At 60.6% G+C, this 14,711-nt stretch carries 11 protein-coding genes and 1 other RNA gene; 8 read left to right on the top strand and 4 right to left on the bottom strand.

All coding sequences use genetic code 11. The features are described from left to right. On the bottom strand, window positions 1-672 hold the full coding sequence (locus tag E6C55_RS28605; protein ID WP_136373256.1) for a response regulator transcription factor: 672 nt from the start codon (window positions 670-672) through the stop codon (window positions 1-3). Between the two features lie 254 nt (window positions 673-926). On the opposite strand from E6C55_RS28605, the gene E6C55_RS28600 reads away from it, so the two are divergent. Continuing rightward, complete coding sequence (locus tag E6C55_RS28600) at window positions 927-1,685, top strand: sugar phosphate isomerase/epimerase family protein (RefSeq protein ID WP_136373255.1); 759 nt, start codon at window positions 927-929, stop codon at window positions 1,683-1,685. A 981-nt stretch (window positions 1,686-2,666) separates the two neighbouring features. Here the strand turns inward: E6C55_RS28600 and E6C55_RS28595 are convergent. After that, complete coding sequence (locus tag E6C55_RS28595; protein WP_136373254.1) at window positions 2,667-3,842, bottom strand: MFS transporter; 1,176 nt, start codon at window positions 3,840-3,842, stop codon at window positions 2,667-2,669. A gap of 172 nt (window positions 3,843-4,014) precedes the next feature. Between E6C55_RS28595 and E6C55_RS28590 the strand changes: the two genes are divergently transcribed. From E6C55_RS28590 to E6C55_RS28570, 5 genes are all read left to right on the top strand, one after another. After that, window positions 4,015-5,052 (top strand): helix-turn-helix transcriptional regulator, encoded by a 1,038-nt coding sequence (locus tag E6C55_RS28590; RefSeq protein WP_136373253.1) that lies wholly within the window; start codon window positions 4,015-4,017, stop codon window positions 5,050-5,052. Window positions 5,053-5,199: 147 nt separating this feature from the next. Next, on the top strand, window positions 5,200-5,436 hold the full coding sequence (gene secG, locus E6C55_RS28585) for a preprotein translocase subunit SecG (RefSeq protein WP_136373252.1): 237 nt from the start codon (window positions 5,200-5,202) through the stop codon (window positions 5,434-5,436). A 152-nt stretch (window positions 5,437-5,588) separates the two neighbouring features. Then, on the top strand, window positions 5,589-8,717 hold the full coding sequence (gene rnr / locus E6C55_RS28580) for a ribonuclease R (RefSeq protein WP_211093667.1): 3,129 nt from the start codon (window positions 5,589-5,591) through the stop codon (window positions 8,715-8,717). A gap of 174 nt (window positions 8,718-8,891) precedes the next feature. Then, a complete protein-coding gene (pyrB, locus tag E6C55_RS28575) occupies window positions 8,892-9,827 on the top strand; it encodes an aspartate carbamoyltransferase (protein ID WP_136373251.1) in 936 nt (311 codons plus the stop codon). A gap of 237 nt (window positions 9,828-10,064) precedes the next feature. Further along, complete coding sequence (locus E6C55_RS28570; RefSeq protein WP_136373250.1) at window positions 10,065-10,574, top strand: CcdC protein domain-containing protein; 510 nt, start codon at window positions 10,065-10,067, stop codon at window positions 10,572-10,574. A gap of 23 nt (window positions 10,575-10,597) precedes the next feature. On the opposite strand, the gene E6C55_RS28565 is transcribed toward E6C55_RS28570, so the two are convergent. Both E6C55_RS28565 and E6C55_RS28560 read right to left on the bottom strand, forming a co-directional pair. Beyond that, the gene (locus E6C55_RS28565; protein ID WP_136373249.1) at window positions 10,598-11,407 is read right to left on the bottom strand and encodes a response regulator transcription factor; all 810 of its coding nucleotides are present in this window, start codon (window positions 11,405-11,407) and stop codon (window positions 10,598-10,600) included. Then, a complete protein-coding gene (locus tag E6C55_RS28560; RefSeq protein ID WP_136373248.1) occupies window positions 11,404-12,642 on the bottom strand; it encodes a sensor histidine kinase in 1,239 nt (412 codons plus the stop codon). Before E6C55_RS28560 ends, E6C55_RS28565 begins: the two co-directional genes overlap by 4 nt. A gap of 177 nt (window positions 12,643-12,819) precedes the next feature. On the opposite strand from E6C55_RS28560, the gene smpB reads away from it, so the two are divergent. Together smpB and ssrA are read left to right on the top strand one after the other, a co-directional pair. After that, on the top strand, window positions 12,820-13,305 hold the full coding sequence (gene smpB, locus E6C55_RS28555) for an SsrA-binding protein SmpB (RefSeq protein ID WP_136373247.1): 486 nt from the start codon (window positions 12,820-12,822) through the stop codon (window positions 13,303-13,305). Window positions 13,306-13,484: 179 nt separating this feature from the next. After that, window positions 13,485-13,849: a transfer-messenger RNA gene (gene ssrA / locus E6C55_RS28550) on the top strand. Window positions 13,850-14,711 lie beyond the last annotated feature (862 nt).

The following is a 14,711-nucleotide window of genomic DNA, read 5'->3' as shown; positions in this document are numbered from 1 at the left end:
TCACTTCACGCGGTAGCCGATGCCGCGGATCGTCTCGATAATCTGCGGGTTGCCCGGATCGAGTTCGATGCGCTCCCGGAGGTAGCGGATATGCACATTGACGGTCTTGTCCCTGTCGAGATGCGGCTCGCCCCATACTGCTTCGTAGATTTGTTCCTTCGTCAGAATCTGCCCGCGATTGCGCAGCAGGTACAACAGAATCTGAAGCTGCTTCGCGGTAAGCGGAATCTCCTCGCCCGTGCGGCTGTCGACGACGGTCTGCAGCTCCGGATGGATCAGCAGATGGCCGCACGCCGCCGGCTGATCGACGGAAGCCGCGTAACGCCGCTGCAGCACGTCGAGCCGCGCGGCCAGTTCGTCCGGGTGGAACGGCTTCGTCAAGTAGTCGTCGGCGAATTGCAGCCCTTGAAGCTTGTCGTCGACGGCGGTGCGCGCGGACAGCATCAGAATCGGCACGTCCGGCGCCTCCTTCTTGAGCCGGCGCCCGACCGTGAAGCCGTCGAGTCCCGGCAGCATGACGTCGAGCACGACCAGGTCGGCCGCCCGCACCCGGGAGACCGCTTCCTCGCCGGAGACAAGCCAATCGACCTCGTACCCTCTGCGCTCGAGATCCTCCTTCACCCAACTGCCGATATCGGCGTCGTCTTCGATATATAGCACCCTTTTGCCCATAGGGACACCTCGCTTCTCCTTGTTCTTCCCCATGATAGGACAACGCTTCCGCCGGAGGAAGTTAAATTTCGTTTAAAGCCTCCCCGCCAAATGCCATAAGAACAAGGCACAATTCGCTATCTCGGGATGGAAGCGATTCCGTTATAATGAGGGCATAAGAAACGGCGTGCGAAGCGAACCTAGGAGACGGCGGACGATACGGCCCCGGCCCCGGAGCGGAATCATGCCTCAACCCAACAAGGCGGTGTATAGCTATGGCTAAACCACAATTCGGCATTCAGATGTACTCGGTTCGCGATCTCTGCGCGGAAGATTATCTCGGCACAATCCGCAAAATCGCGGACATCGGCTATAAGAACGTCGAGCTCGCCGGCTACTACGGCGTATCGGCCAAGGATCTGAAGGCGGCGCTGGCGGACGCGGGCTTGAACGCGAATTCCGCGCATATCGGTCTGAACTACCAGGAGCCGATCGCGGACCAGGTGAAGAGCCAGCTCGAATATGCTCAGGAGCTTGGCCTGAAGCGCTACATCGTGCCTTACTATCCGCTGCAAGAGGAGACGAACGAAGAAGGCGTCGCCAAGATGGCGGCCATCCTGACGGAAGCGGCCGAGATCGTCACGGCGGGCGGCCTCGAGTTCGGCTACCACAACCATGCGTTCGAATTCGCGAAGGTGAACGGCGTTCCGGCGATCGATCTTCTGCTTGAACGCGTTTCTCCGCAGCTTATTTTCGCCGAATTCGACCTCGGCTGGGTGAAGGTCGGCGGCGAGGACCCGGCTGCTTACCTGCGCAAGTACGCAGGACGAGTGCCGGTCGTTCACGCGAAGGACTTCAAGGACGACGGCGTCGACACCGAGATCGGCCGCGGAACGGTCGATTGGGACTCCGCACTGCAAGCGGCGGAAGAGGCGGGCGTCGAGTACGTCATCATCGAGCAGGAGCGCTACGATGTCGGCTCGCTCGAGAGCGCGAAGCTGAACTATGCCTGGTTCAAGGAACGCGGCTGGTAATAAACGGGCAGGATAAGCAGGCAATAAGCAGGCAACAAGAAGGCAATAAGCTGACAACAAGCTGGATGGTAATACAGGGTACGTAACAAGCAGGCAATAAGCTGGATGGCAATACAGGGTAGGTAACAAGCAGGCAACAAGCTGAATGGCAATACAGGCAGGTTAAGAGAAAGAGCGGGTTGTCGCGGCTTGGGCCGGGGCGACCTGCTTTGTTTGGTTCGCAGTATCGGAATGCGCATAAGACCCCTCGATTAAGTCGGCGAACCTGTGCGGACGCCGCCGGAGTCGACGAAGACATACAGGTTGTCGCTCAAAGCATCCAAGTAGCGCCAAGCAGTACGCCAAGTGCCCGAAGTACCCCGAAGTACCCCCAAGTGCCCCGAAGTGCCCCAAGTATCCCAAGTACCCCCAAGACCCTCGACCCCCAGACCTCCAAGTACCTAAGTATCCAAACTGCCGAATTCGCGCCGATGTCATCGAATCCCCCGAAGCTCCCTAATATCGCCGAACCCGCCGAAGTCGCGCTCGAAGCCGACAGCAACCGAATTTTATGCGAAAATTCACATTCGCGCAGCTCGAAAGTGAGCAGTTTGAACGGTTTTATGTGAAAAATAGCGTACATGGAGGAATTTCCGGCCTGAGTTGCTGGATATATGCTAAAAACCACATAAAACACCGCAATCCCCTCCCCATTCAAGCCGACGAATGTGAAAAATCATATAAAATCGCAGAAGCCATCGGCCCAGAGGTGGAAGGGGGAGCCCGGAGGGCAAGGGTCATCGTCCAAGAAGGCAGAAGCCCCGGCCCAGAGGACAAGAGTCATCGTCCAAGAGGCAGAAGCCCCGGCCTAGAGGGCAAGATTCATTGTCCAAGAAGGCAGAAGCCCCGGCCTAGGGGGCAAGATTCATCGTCCAAGGAGGCAGAAGCCCCGGCCTAGAGGGCAAGATGCAGCGAGCCGGGGCTTGTCCCCGACGTTGGTTCTTACGGGCGGTCGGCAGCGGGGGAGGGGCGGAACAGTCCGCCGGCCAGGAACGTCGCCAGCGAGGCGGCGAGGCTGACGGCGGCGAACACGCCGATCGCCGCATACCCGCCGAGATGGACGAACATCAGGCCGGCGAGCCAGGCGCCGAGCGTGTTGGCGCCGTTCATGGTGGCGTTCGCGAGGCTGGAGATCGTCCCCCGCAGGGAGGCGTTCAGAGAGGTGAGCGCGCTCATGACGAGCGGGAACACGATGCCGAGCAGCGTGCAGATCGCGAAGTAGACGGCCGTTGCGGCGGACACCGGCGCCAGCCGGGGGAGCAGCGCATACAGGGCGGCGGCGCCGATCATGGCGACGGCGACCGTTCGCGCGGTGCCGAGCTTCTGTGCGGCCGAGCCGCTGACGGCGCTGCCGAGCAGGTTGCCGAGGCCGAGGAAGATGACCGCCGTGCCGATCTCGCCGACGGTCAGGCCGAAGTCTTCGGCCAGCCACTTGCCGGAGAAGGCGAAGGCGGCTCCGCTTCCGAGGTGGATCAGCAGGTAGGCGAGGAAGCCCGCCCTTGCTCTGCCGCTGCGCGCGAGAGGGACGTAGCGGCGCAGAATGGCGCCGACGCCGGGCGCTGCCGCGTTCGCCGGAGGCATGCTCGGCAGCGCGAAGAAGGCGAAGCCGGCCAGCAGGAGGGAGGCGCAGCCGATGGTCCAGAACGGGACGGACCAGCCGCCGGAGGCGAGCCAACTGCCGATCGGCACGCCGAACGCCTGGGAGGCGGCCAGCCCCGAGAAGGCGAGCCCCATCGTCTTCGCGATTCGCTGCGGCGGCATGACGGACGGGATGGACGCCCACACCTGCGGCGCGGTGAATGCCGCGCTGATGCCGGCGAGCAGGCGGAACAGGCACATCGACCAGAAGCCGTTCGCGAAGCCGCACAGGAACGTGCAGACGGAGAAGGCGGTCAGTCCGCACAGCAGCACGACACGGCGATTCCAGCCGTCGGACAGAGGGCCGGCAATGAGCGCGAACACGGCGGAGCCGAGCGCGTAGGCGCTCAGCATCCAGCCCGCCGAGGAGGTGGAGACGTCGAACTCGGCTTGCAGGGTAGGCAGCAGCGGCGAGACGAGGAAGGTGTCCGTGCCGATCATGAACATGATCAGGAAGAACAGAATCGGGAATTTACTCATGGACAATCGCTCCTTGCATGAGAATGAGTGTTGCGGGAACGCGAACTGCGAACCGAGGATTGCGTTGCGAGATCATCGTAGCGCATAATGGTGACAGATTCCGTCAACAATTCGAAGCTTGCGAGCTATATTCCGCTGGTGAGCTGCATTCGTTAGAGAAGGAGCGTCCCGAATGCCGAAGTCCAAGAGGCTGTTGGAGCTTATGATGACGGTCAACCGCAAGCGGAGGTTTAAGGTGCAGGAGCTGGCCGACGAGTTCGGCGTCTCGAAGCGCACGATTCTGCGCGATCTGCAGGAGCTGAGCGAGCTGGGCGTTCCGCTCTACTCGGAGCCTGGACCGCACGGGGGCTATCAGGTTGTGAGGGAGCGGGTGCTGCCCCCGATTGCATTCACCGAAGGGGAAGCGGTGTCGATCTTCTTCGCAGTGGACGCGTTGCGGCATTACGTCTCCCTGCCCTTCGAGAGCGAGTCGTCCTCCGCGCTGGACAAGTTCTATCGGCACCTGCCGGGCGACGTCCGCGACCGGATCGACGCGATGAAGAACCGCGTCGACATCGTGACGCCGCGAAGAAGGCGCGAGGCGCCCTGCCTGGCCGTTCTCCTGAACGCCGCCATCGACGGCCGGGTGCTGCGGATCGAATATGAGTCGGCAGAAGCAGCGGCAGAAGCAGCAGTTGGAGGAGCGATTGAAGGAGCGACGGAAGGAAAGCGCGGGAGCAAGGCCAAGCCGGGAGTCCGCTCCATCCAGCCGATCGGCATCTACGCGAGCAACGGCTTGTGGTATTGCCCGGCCTATTGCTTCCTGCGCGAAGGGGTGCGGGTGTTCCGCTGCGACCGAATTCGGTCCGCGGAGCCCGATCCGGCGGGCACGCCTCCGATCGATCTCGAAGGCCGCCATCTCGGCAATCGGAAGCAATACGAGCCGGGGCATCCTTCGAGCGGGGAGGGAGACGGCGCCGCCGGGAAGCTCCGGGCGAGCCTCACTCCGGAAGGGGTGAGGCGCTGCGAGCCGGAGCCGTGGCTGACCGAAGCCCTGAGCGTGCTGCCGGACGGCGGGGGCATGCTGGAGGGGCGCGTTCCGGCGAACGATATCGGCTTCTACGCGCGCTTCTTCGCGGGGCTCGGAAGGGAAGCGGCCGTGCTGGAGCCTGCGGAGCTGAGAGAGGCCGTTCGGCGCGAATTGGAGCGGGCGTTGGCGCATTATTCCTGATCGGATTTTTTGGGCTTGGCAGGTTGCTAGAGCAGGGGATTGTGTGATAATATAAAACTAATTGTTTCTGTCCACATCTGTGGAACTGTGAATGGTTTCGGTCCGAACCTGCTTCGGCCGCTGCGTAATATATGGGAGGTGGAAGCAATGGAAATCGCTCTGAAGATCGTTCTGGTACTCTTCGCGATCGGCCTGATCGGCGTCGTCTTGCTGCAACGCGGGAAGAGCGCAGGTCTGTCTGGTGCCATCTCCGGCGGCGCTGAGCACCTGTTCGGCAAGACCAAAGCTCGCGGAATGGACTTGTTCCTGCAGCGCGCAACGATCGTGCTGGCGATCGGGTTCTTTATCCTGTCGCTGCTCGTCGCTTACTTTGTCAAGAACTAAACTTATCCTCACCAACCGAAGGCGGGAAGCAGGAGCTTCCCGCCTTTTTTTGTATAGTTCGCACATGGGCAATTCTGGCAAGAATGGCTCATCCGGTTGCCAAACGGGGAAAGAGTATATACTAGAAGCAAGATGAGGTGATGCGGATGCCATTGTGTACGGAGCAGGAGCTCCTGAGCTTCATGCGCGAGAGCGCGTATAAGCCGATGACATACCAAGAGTTGGAGAAGGCGTTCGGGATCGAAGGCGCGGCCGAATTCAAGGAATTCCTACGGCTGCTGACCGAGCTGGAGCAGGACGGCAAGATCATGCGGACCCGAACGGAACGCTACGGCGTTCCCGAGAGAATGAATCTGCTGCGAGGCAGGCTGCAAGCCCATGCGAAGGGCTTCGCGTTCCTCCTGCCGGAAGATGCGGATCATCCGGACTTGTACATTCATGCGAACGATCTGAAGGGCGCGATGAACGGCGATACGGTGCTCGGCCGGGTCACGTCCAAGAGCGAAGGCGGCACGCGTCTCGAAGGCGAGATCGTCCGCATCGTGAAGCGGGCGGTGACGCAGGTTGTCGGCGTGTTCGAGAACCACGAGAGCTACGGCTTCGTCATTCCGGACGACAAGCGGATCAACAAGGACTTGTTCATTCGTCCGGAGAGCTTCAAGGGAGCGGTAACCGGGCAGAAGGTCGTCGCGAACATTATCGTCTACCCGGAGGGCCGCTCGGCCGCCGAAGGCGAGATCGTCGAGATTCTCGGGCATAAGGATGACCCTGGCGTCGACATCCTGAGCATTATTCGCAAGCACGGGCTCCCGGAGGTTTTCCCGGATGAGGTGATGAAGGAAGCGGAGGACGCTCCCAGCTCCATCTCGGAGGAAGAGATTGCGGCCCAAGGCCGGCGCGACCTGCGCGGGCGCACCATCGTGACGATCGACGGCGAGGACGCCAAGGATCTGGACGATGCGGTGAACGTGGAACGGTTGGAGAATGGCAACTTGCTGCTCGGAGTCCACATCGCGGATGTCGGCTACTACGTTCCCGAGAAGTCCAAGCTGGACGAAGAGGCGTACAGCCGCGGGACGAGCGTCTACCTGGTCGACCGGGTGATTCCGATGCTGCCGCACCGGCTGTCGAACGGAATCTGCTCGCTGAATCCGCAAGTGGACCGGCTGACGCTGTCCTGCGACATGGAGTTCGACCCGGCGACGATGCGGGTTGTGCGCCACGATATCTACACGAGCGTTATCCGCACGGCGGAGCGCATGACGTACACGAATGTGCGCAGAATCCTGGTCGATCAGGACCCCGAGCTGATGGAGCGCTATGCGCCTCTTGTCGAGATGTTCCGGACGATGGAGGAGCTGGCCATGGCGCTGCGTCAGCGCCGAATGCGGCGCGGGGCGATCGACTTCGACTTCCAGGAGTCGAAGGTTATCGTGGATGCCGAGGGCAAGCCGATCGACATTGTGAGAAGAGAGCGGTCGGTCGCGGAGCAGATCATCGAGGAATTCATGCTGGCGGCGAACGAGACGGTGGCGGAGCACTTCCACTGGCTCAAGGTGCCGTTCCTGTATCGGATTCACGAGGAGCCGAGCAGCGAGAAGCTGATGACGTTCATGCAGTTCGCGGCGAACTTCGGGTACGCGGTGAAGGGCAAGGGCAACTCGGTGCATCCGCAGGCGCTTCAAAGTCTGCTTGAGCAGATCAAAGGCACGAAGGAAGAGACCGTGCTCAGCACGATGATGCTGCGCTCGATGAAGCAGGCGAAGTATGACGCGCAGAGCCTCGGCCACTTCGGTCTGGCGGCGGAATTCTACACGCACTTCACGTCGCCGATTCGCCGGTATCCGGACCTTGTGATCCACCGGATTATCCGCGAGGTCGCCGAGAACGGGGGCATGCTCCCGGAGGAGAGGATGGAGGCGCTGGCCGTGCGGATGCCGGACATCGCGCAGCAATCCTCGGAACGCGAGCGGCTTGCGGTGGACGCGGAGCGCGACACGGAACGGCTGAAGAAAGCCGAGTTCATGCTGGACAAGATCGGCGAGGAATTCGACGGCATCATCAGCGGCGTAACGAGCTTCGGCATGTTCGTCGAGCTGGAGAATACCGTCGAGGGGCTCATCCGACTGAGCGACATGTCGGACGACTACTACCACTTCCATGAGCTGCATATGGCGCTCATCGGGGAGCGGACGAGCAAGGTGTACCGGATCGGCGACGAGGTTCGCATCCGGGTCGGCCGGGTAAACATGGCCGAGTACGCCATCGACTTCGAGTTGGTGGACATGCGTCCGCGCCGCTCGGGCAAGATGAACTTTATCGATGCGAGAGGCGGAGGCGGAGGAGCCTTCCGCGGCATCGCGCGCGGCAAGCGCAAGGCAGGAAGGGTCGGGAAGACGGCCAGAGATGGCAGGATGGATAGATACAATAACGGTCGTATTGACGGTCGACGTGGGGGAAGAGGCATGGACAACGTGGAGATTGTAGAGGAGCGCGGCGGAGCGGCAGAGAGCGCCGCCGGCGAGACGCGCGTAGGCGGGCGCAGCCGCAAGCGCAAGAAGGGCGGCCGGGGCGAAGCCGGCGGCCAGGGAGGCGACCGGAGCGAAGCGTCGGTCGCGCTGGGCATTGCCGCGCCGGACGACGCGAAGCGCGGTGCGGCAGAAGGCGGCGGCTCGGCTGCTGCCGCCGCGGGCGCTGGCGCCGCGAAGCCGAAGGCGGGCGGCGAGGGTCAAGGCCGCCGCGGCAGCGAGGGCGGCGGCAAGAAGCGCGGCCGCGATTCCCGCGGCGGCGGGCGGTTCGATCGCGCAGCGATGGAGAAGCCGGTGTTCAGCGGCGGGGAGATCATCGGCGAAGGCCGGCTGAAGCCGATTAAGGCGACGATGTCGCGCGACGGCGGGCCGGTCAACCGGGACTCGGCGGATTATGTTCCGCCGGCGGCCCCGCGCGGCAAGAACGTCACCCTCGACATGTGGGGCCTGCCGGTGACGGCGCGCCGCCGGTATGACGACGGCGGCGAATTCGGCGGCGGACGCCGCAGCACGGGCTCCGGCGCCAGCAGGCGCGGCGGAGCGCCGAGGGCCGGCGCAGCTCCGACGGCAGGCGCCGGGGATGCGGGCGCGGCCGCGAACAAGCCGCGCAAGAAGAAGCCGAAGAAGCCGGCGGCGCTGGTCGCACCGGCGGCCGACATCGCACCGGCTCAAGCTTCCGAGGCTTCGGCCGCGAAGAAGCCCAAGCGCCGCAAGAAGAAGCCCGCCGCACCGTCGCCGGAACCGCAACAGTAACTTCAGAGCAATTGCCTTAAGCAAGGGTCGCCCGGCTAATCCGGACGGCTCTTTTTTTTACACATGACTCGCCTCTCCTCCTCGTTCAGGGCATAAATCGGATTTACATTTAAGGGCGTATCCGATACGATATTACATGGTGTGTCTAGGCAACGGACGAAAGGATGGGACAAGATGAACCCGAAGCTGTATCACGTACTGGGAGCGAAGCAGTTCAGCCGCTCGGAGCTGGACGAGCTGTTCGCCGCCGCCAAGGGAATGGAAGAGGTCGTTCGGACGGGCGGGAATCGGAGCCATCAGGGCGCGATCATGACGACGCTGTTCTTCGAGGCGAGCACGCGGACGCGGCTGAGCTTCGAATCGGCGATGTCCCGCCTGGGGGGGAGCGTCATCGGGACGGAGAATGCGGCGCAGTTCTCGTCGGCGATCAAGGGAGAGACGCTTGAGGATACGATCCGCATCATCAGCGGCTACAGCGATGTCATTGTCATGCGCCACACGGAGATCGGAGCGGCGAAGCGCGCGGCGGCGGTAGCGGACGTGCCGGTCATCAACGCGGGCGACGGCGCGGGCGAGCACCCGACGCAGGCACTGCTCGACGCGTACACGATCCAGAAGGAGATCGGCCAGCTTGACGGCGTGCGAATCGCGATGGTCGGCGATCTCGCCTACGGCCGGACGGTGCACTCGCTGAGCTACATCCTCGCGAACTACAAGGACGTGCAAGTGTTCTACATCTCCCCGGAGAACGTCCGTATCCCTTCCTATGTAAAGAGATATATGGACGAGAAGGGAATCCGTTACTCGGAGTCGGGCGATCTGAATTCGGTGGCGGGCGATATCGACGTGCTGTATCAGACGCGCATCCAGAAGGAGCGGTTCCCGTCGTTGGAGGAGTATGAGAAGGCGTCCGGCCACTTCATCGTGGATGCAGAGCTGATGTCGCTTATGCCGAACAAGTCCATCGTGCTGCATCCGCTGCCGCGCGCAGGGGAGATTGCGGATTCGGTCGACAACGATCCCAGAGCCGCCTACTTCCGTCAGGCACGGAACGGGCTGTATGTCCGGATGGCCTTGGTGGATAAGGCGCTTAGGGGCATTAATCGTTAATCGGATCAACGATAAAGCGGCTGAAGGATTAAGGATTAAGGATTAAGGCTGAGTTCAGCTTTGGCGCCCGAAGGGGCGCTTTTTTTTGTTGGTTCCGGCGAGGCGATCTATCTATAGGTATAGGGAGAACGAGCGGCGGTTCGGCAAGTTCCATCCGTCGGTAGAAGCGGTCGGGGCCCCGTTCGCGGTAAGGTAGAAGCGTCGATAAACTACCGAAGCGAAGGGGAGCGAATATTCATGACAATAACGACCTGGTTGGAGATACTGCTGATTCTGGCGATCGCCGTGTGGACTCAGATGGGCAAGAGGGCGTTCACGACGCGCCGGATCGTCATGCCGTTTATCGTGGCTGTCGTCGTCGGGCGGCAATACTTGGGCGGATTCCCGGAAGACGGACATAACCTGCTGGCGTTCGGGCTTTGCGTTCTGGCCGGAGTTGTTTTCGGTGCTCTGCTCGTGCTGGCCACGCGTCTGGAACGGGGAGAGAACGGCGTTCTGTATACGAAGGCGGGATGGGGGTACTTCGCCGTGTGGGTGCTCGAGCTCGGCCTCCGGGTTGCGTTCGCTTACTATGCGCAGAGCCATCAGATGGAAGTGGGGAGCTTCCTTGTCCGTCACCAGCTTAGCCCCGACATGATCGGAACCGGGTTCATCGCCATGACGATTGCAACGCTGCTGACTCGGGTTCTGGGCATTCTATTGTTGGGCAAGGCGCGTACGGGAGTCCGCTCGACTCGAACGGCCTGATCGATTGCAGGAGGAGGCGATCTTTAGCGGACGAGTCCTCCCCGAATGGCGGCGACGACGGCCTGAGTGCGATCCTCGGCCCCGAGCTTCTGCAGAATGGCGTGGACATGGGTCTTGACCGTTCCCTCCGAGACGTGAAGCTCCTGCGCGATCACTGCGTTTCTCTTGCCGTACGCCATCAGTTGCAGCACCTCCGTCTCCCGGGCGGTTAGAGGTTCTAATTGATACGGTAGGGGAAAAACACCGGAGACCCCGGAGGGCTCCAGGGTTGAGTGCGACGAGGGGACGGTATTCAAGGCGGGATCGGCAACCGGTTCCGTTCTCGCGAAGGCGATCGCCCGGGCCAGCGCCTCTCCGGCGCTCGCCGTTCGGTAGATCGCGGCGCCTTGGGCGGCCAGCCGGATCGCTTCGACGAGGTCCTTCGAGTCGGAGTCCTTGAGCAGGTAGCCGACCGCGCCGGCCCGAATTCCGTCGTAGACGTAGTCCTCGACATCGAAGGTCGTCAGCAGCAGCACCTTGACATTCGGACGCTCGCGCAAAATGTCGGCCGTTGCCTCGATGCCGCCGCGATTCGGCATTCGGATGTCCATAAGGATGACATCCGGGAGGCGGCGGCGGACGATCTCGACCGCTTCAAGCCCGTCCGCCGCTTCGCCGACAACTTGCATGTCCGGCTGGCTGTTCAGGATGTAGGCGAGCCCCTGGCGAATCATCGCTTGGTCATCGGCCAGGACAATTCGCAGCTTCGGCCGGGAAGCGGGAGCAGAGACAGCGGAGAGCGGATCGGGCGCCTGCCCGGGATTATTCGCTTGGGGCGGAATCGGATTCGTCATGGATGATCGGGAACTCCCTTCGCTTGGGGTTGCAGTTCTTGGGCGCGCATGTCCGGCTCCGGTTCGAGGAGCGGGAGGATCGCGACAACGGTCAGGCCGCCGCCAGCTCGTGGCAGGAACTCGCAGCTTCCCCCGGCTTCGAGGCAGCGCTTCCGCATCCCGGTCAAGCCGAAGCCCGGCTCGGGCGGATCGGAGGAGCGATACTCTCCGTCATCGGTTATGCTTAGTTCCACCGAGGATTCGGTCTCGCTCAGGCGAACCGTCACGTTCTTCGCCCGGGCGTGCTTCAACACGTTCGTCAGGCTTTCTTGGAGGACGCGGTACAGGGCAATGCTCGTCCCGATGGGCCAATCCGAGATCGGGCCGTCCTGAACCCATTCGCAGCGGAGCTTGGAGCGAGCCTCCACTCGGGAGACGAGCCCCCTGAGCGCTGCCAGGCCGAGCATGCTCTCATCCTCCGACCACTCCCGCACGGCGCGCCGCACCTCCTTCATCCCTTCGCGGGACAGATCGAGCGCTTCTCGAACTCGTTGATCGGCTTCCTCGGAGTGGCCTTTTTGCAGCATCAGATCGATCGCTTGCAGTTGAATAATTAACGACGTCAAGTGATGGCCCAGGCCGTCGTGAATGTCCCTGGCAATGGAAGCCCGCTCGGCCAGTGCCGCGTACCGCATGGAGTCGAGCTGCGCCTCCTGCAGCTCTTCGTGCGCATGTGTCAGCTCGGAGTAAGCGCGGTCCAGCTCCTCCAGGCGCAGCTTGTTCAGCTCATACGCTTCCCTGCGCACCTGCCCGCTCTGCACGGCCAGGTATAGCCCGAATACCGCGATAAGGACAACGAAGGGGAAGGGGGCGGAGTAATCGATGTACAGCAGAACGCCACCTGTATAGGCAATTAAGCCGATCGACAGCTTCAGATGAGATCGGGGCATGGAGGCCAGCAACCCAAGGAGCACCCAAGCCGGAAGATCGCTCTGTGTCAGCCCCATCCCGTGCATGACGAGGCAATAAGCCGTGACGACCAGAGTAAGCGCAGGCGCGGCGAACGGGAGCACCCGCGGTTTTTTTCTCAGGATCAGATAGAGGAGGAAGCTGGCAAGGAGCCCCGCGGTCCCGAACCAGCCTAACCGATCGAGCATATCGGAATGGCGGGAATACAGGATGATCAGGGTTACCCCAATAAACAGGTACATCCATCGCGCGCGATGGCGCGACCATCCTAGAAGCTGAAGAAGCATTCGCAGCGACTCCTCCCGATTGTGCCAAGCTTGGTATACCCGTATACTATAGCTTATCCTGTCCGGTTCCGTCTCTATCCCGGGGTAGAGGGGAGCAGTTGTTCTTGCCTGGGCGGACGTGATATAATGAGAGACCGATGACGGAATGACCGCGGTAGAAGGGGATGAAGTTGGATTATGGGCAAGAAGGACAGCACCTTCGACAAGCCGCTCGCGCAGAACAAGAAGGCGTCCCACGACTACTTCATCGAAGACACCTTCGAAGCGGGCATGGTGCTCACCGGCACCGAGATCAAGTCGCTTCGCGGCGGCCGGGCCAATATGGGCGATGCCTTCGCGACGATTCGGAACGGCGAGATTTTCCTGCATAATATGCATATCAGTCCATTCGAGCAGGGCAACCGCCACAATCCGACGGACCCGACCCGCGCTCGCAAGCTGCTTATGCACAAGGTGCAGATCAATAAGCTGTACGGCCTCTCCCGTCAGGAGGGCTATACGATCGTGCCGCTGAAGGTATACACCCGCAACGGCTATGCCAAATGCCTGATCGGCCTCGGCCGAGGCAAGAAGAACTACGACAAGCGCGATGTGGCGGCCAAGAAGGATGCCCAGCGCGAGATCCAGCGGGCTCTCAAGGAGAAGCAGAAGGTCAGCTATTGAGAGTAGTGATGGAGTTATTAGGGCAGCGCGGCCAGAGTGGAAGCTTGGGCAGAGTTCGCCATCGCACCCAGCAAGAACTTCGGTAATTCCGTCTTAGACGTGTTATAATAAGTAAGCATTCATGCAAGAGCATCACTTCCGTCTCATCCGCCTAAGACGCGGGTGACGACCATCTATCCGGGGCCGTTTATGGATTCGACGGGGATAGTTCGAGCATGGGTAGCGGGTAGTAGGGCTGCGTCTGCTTCATCAACGCGGAAAGCCAATTAACTGGCAACCAAAAACAACAACTCGCTTTCGCAGCTTAATAACCTGTGATGCGGCTTCTACCTTCCATCGCCCATGTGGCGGGATAGGGGCTCAACTTTAGTGGGATACGCTGTCTAGTCTCCGCCTGGGGCTAGCTGAAGAAGACAATCAGGCTGACCCGAAGGGGACCCGGTTACGGGGGGCCTCTAGGGTGACATCAAAACCGTGACTACACCCGTAGAAGCCTGTGTGGCGTTGTCTTCGGACAGGGGTTCGACTCCCCTCGGCTCCACCAAGAAAAACCCGACCGCGTGAGGTCGGGTTTTTGCTTTGGTGGAGAAGGTGTTGGGAGGCGCCCCACTCCGAAGGAGGACAGGGGTTCGACCGCACGGACGGAGCGAAGCGGAGGAGTACGGCATCTGATTCTACCGCTAAGCTCTACTTCGATGGATTGGCTTCGTCAGCAAGTAAAATGAGGAATCATATACTCCCCTAGGCTCCACCAATACCATCAGTGAGACCACCTCGTGAGGTGGTTTTTCTGTGTTTTATGGGCTTATTGTGGTGTGTATTGCGGTTAGAAAGCCTTGCTGGGACTGAGTTTGCTGGGCGTTCTGGTCATGTATACAGTGAGTTTCCCTGATGCTGTGCGAAGACAATGGGATAAGACCGCTATGAATACAAATTAATTTTCTTCCCTATGAGTGCTGAAGTATTCGCATTTTATTCTTATCAGTAAGGAGTTGCCATACAATCTCATTCAGTATCAAATCCAACTTGCAACAGATGTTAAGATAAGTCCAATTTTCTATACTGTATTCAAATTCGTCGTATTGGTAATTAACCATAAATTCATCACGATACTGATTTAATAAGCATTGCACGGACTTAAAATCCCCATGAGCTATTTTATTTCTTAGCTTTCTCATAATTTCTGCGAAAATTGTTTTTTTAGAATTATCTATTTGCTCTTCTATTAAAAACTGTGGGAGTTTTCTTTCTAATTCCCCGGCAGTTTTGCCATTACCAGGTAAGCGTCAAATAGCCCCCACCTGGCGATGGGAGCGAGATTCGACTAAGCTTTTACTTGGATTGGGGCATCCGGCATTCTGCCGGAAGCTGCTCGGACCACGGCATAAATGGCTCGAGGGCCTCCG

The sequence above is a fragment of the Cohnella fermenti genome, assembly GCF_004801405.1.
GTDB lineage: Bacteria > Bacillota > Bacilli > Paenibacillales > Paenibacillaceae > Cohnella > Cohnella fermenti.
Note: the sequence above shows the minus strand (reverse complement) of the source record. Positions and strands in the feature narration are given on the sequence as shown.

Bases quoted from the DNA above. Each gene is read 5' to 3' on its own strand.
- E6C55_RS28605 (WP_136373256.1), bottom strand. From the start codon at position 672: ATGGGCAAAAGGGTGCTATATATCGAAGACGACGCCGATATCGGCAGT.
- E6C55_RS28600 (WP_136373255.1), top strand. From the start codon at position 927: ATGGCTAAACCACAATTCGGCATTCAGATGTACTCGGTTCGCGATCTC.
- E6C55_RS28595 (WP_136373254.1), bottom strand. From the start codon at position 3,842: ATGAGTAAATTCCCGATTCTGTTCTTCCTGATCATGTTCATGATCGGC.
- E6C55_RS28590 (WP_136373253.1), top strand. From the start codon at position 4,015: ATGCCGAAGTCCAAGAGGCTGTTGGAGCTTATGATGACGGTCAACCGC.
- secG (WP_136373252.1), top strand. From the start codon at position 5,200: ATGGAAATCGCTCTGAAGATCGTTCTGGTACTCTTCGCGATCGGCCTG.
- pyrB (WP_136373251.1), top strand. From the start codon at position 8,892: ATGAACCCGAAGCTGTATCACGTACTGGGAGCGAAGCAGTTCAGCCGC.
- E6C55_RS28570 (WP_136373250.1), top strand. From the start codon at position 10,065: ATGACAATAACGACCTGGTTGGAGATACTGCTGATTCTGGCGATCGCC.
- E6C55_RS28565 (WP_136373249.1), bottom strand. From the start codon at position 11,407: ATGACGAATCCGATTCCGCCCCAAGCGAATAATCCCGGGCAGGCGCCC.
- E6C55_RS28560 (WP_136373248.1), bottom strand. From the start codon at position 12,642: ATGCTTCTTCAGCTTCTAGGATGGTCGCGCCATCGCGCGCGATGGATG.
- smpB (WP_136373247.1), top strand. From the start codon at position 12,820: ATGGGCAAGAAGGACAGCACCTTCGACAAGCCGCTCGCGCAGAACAAG.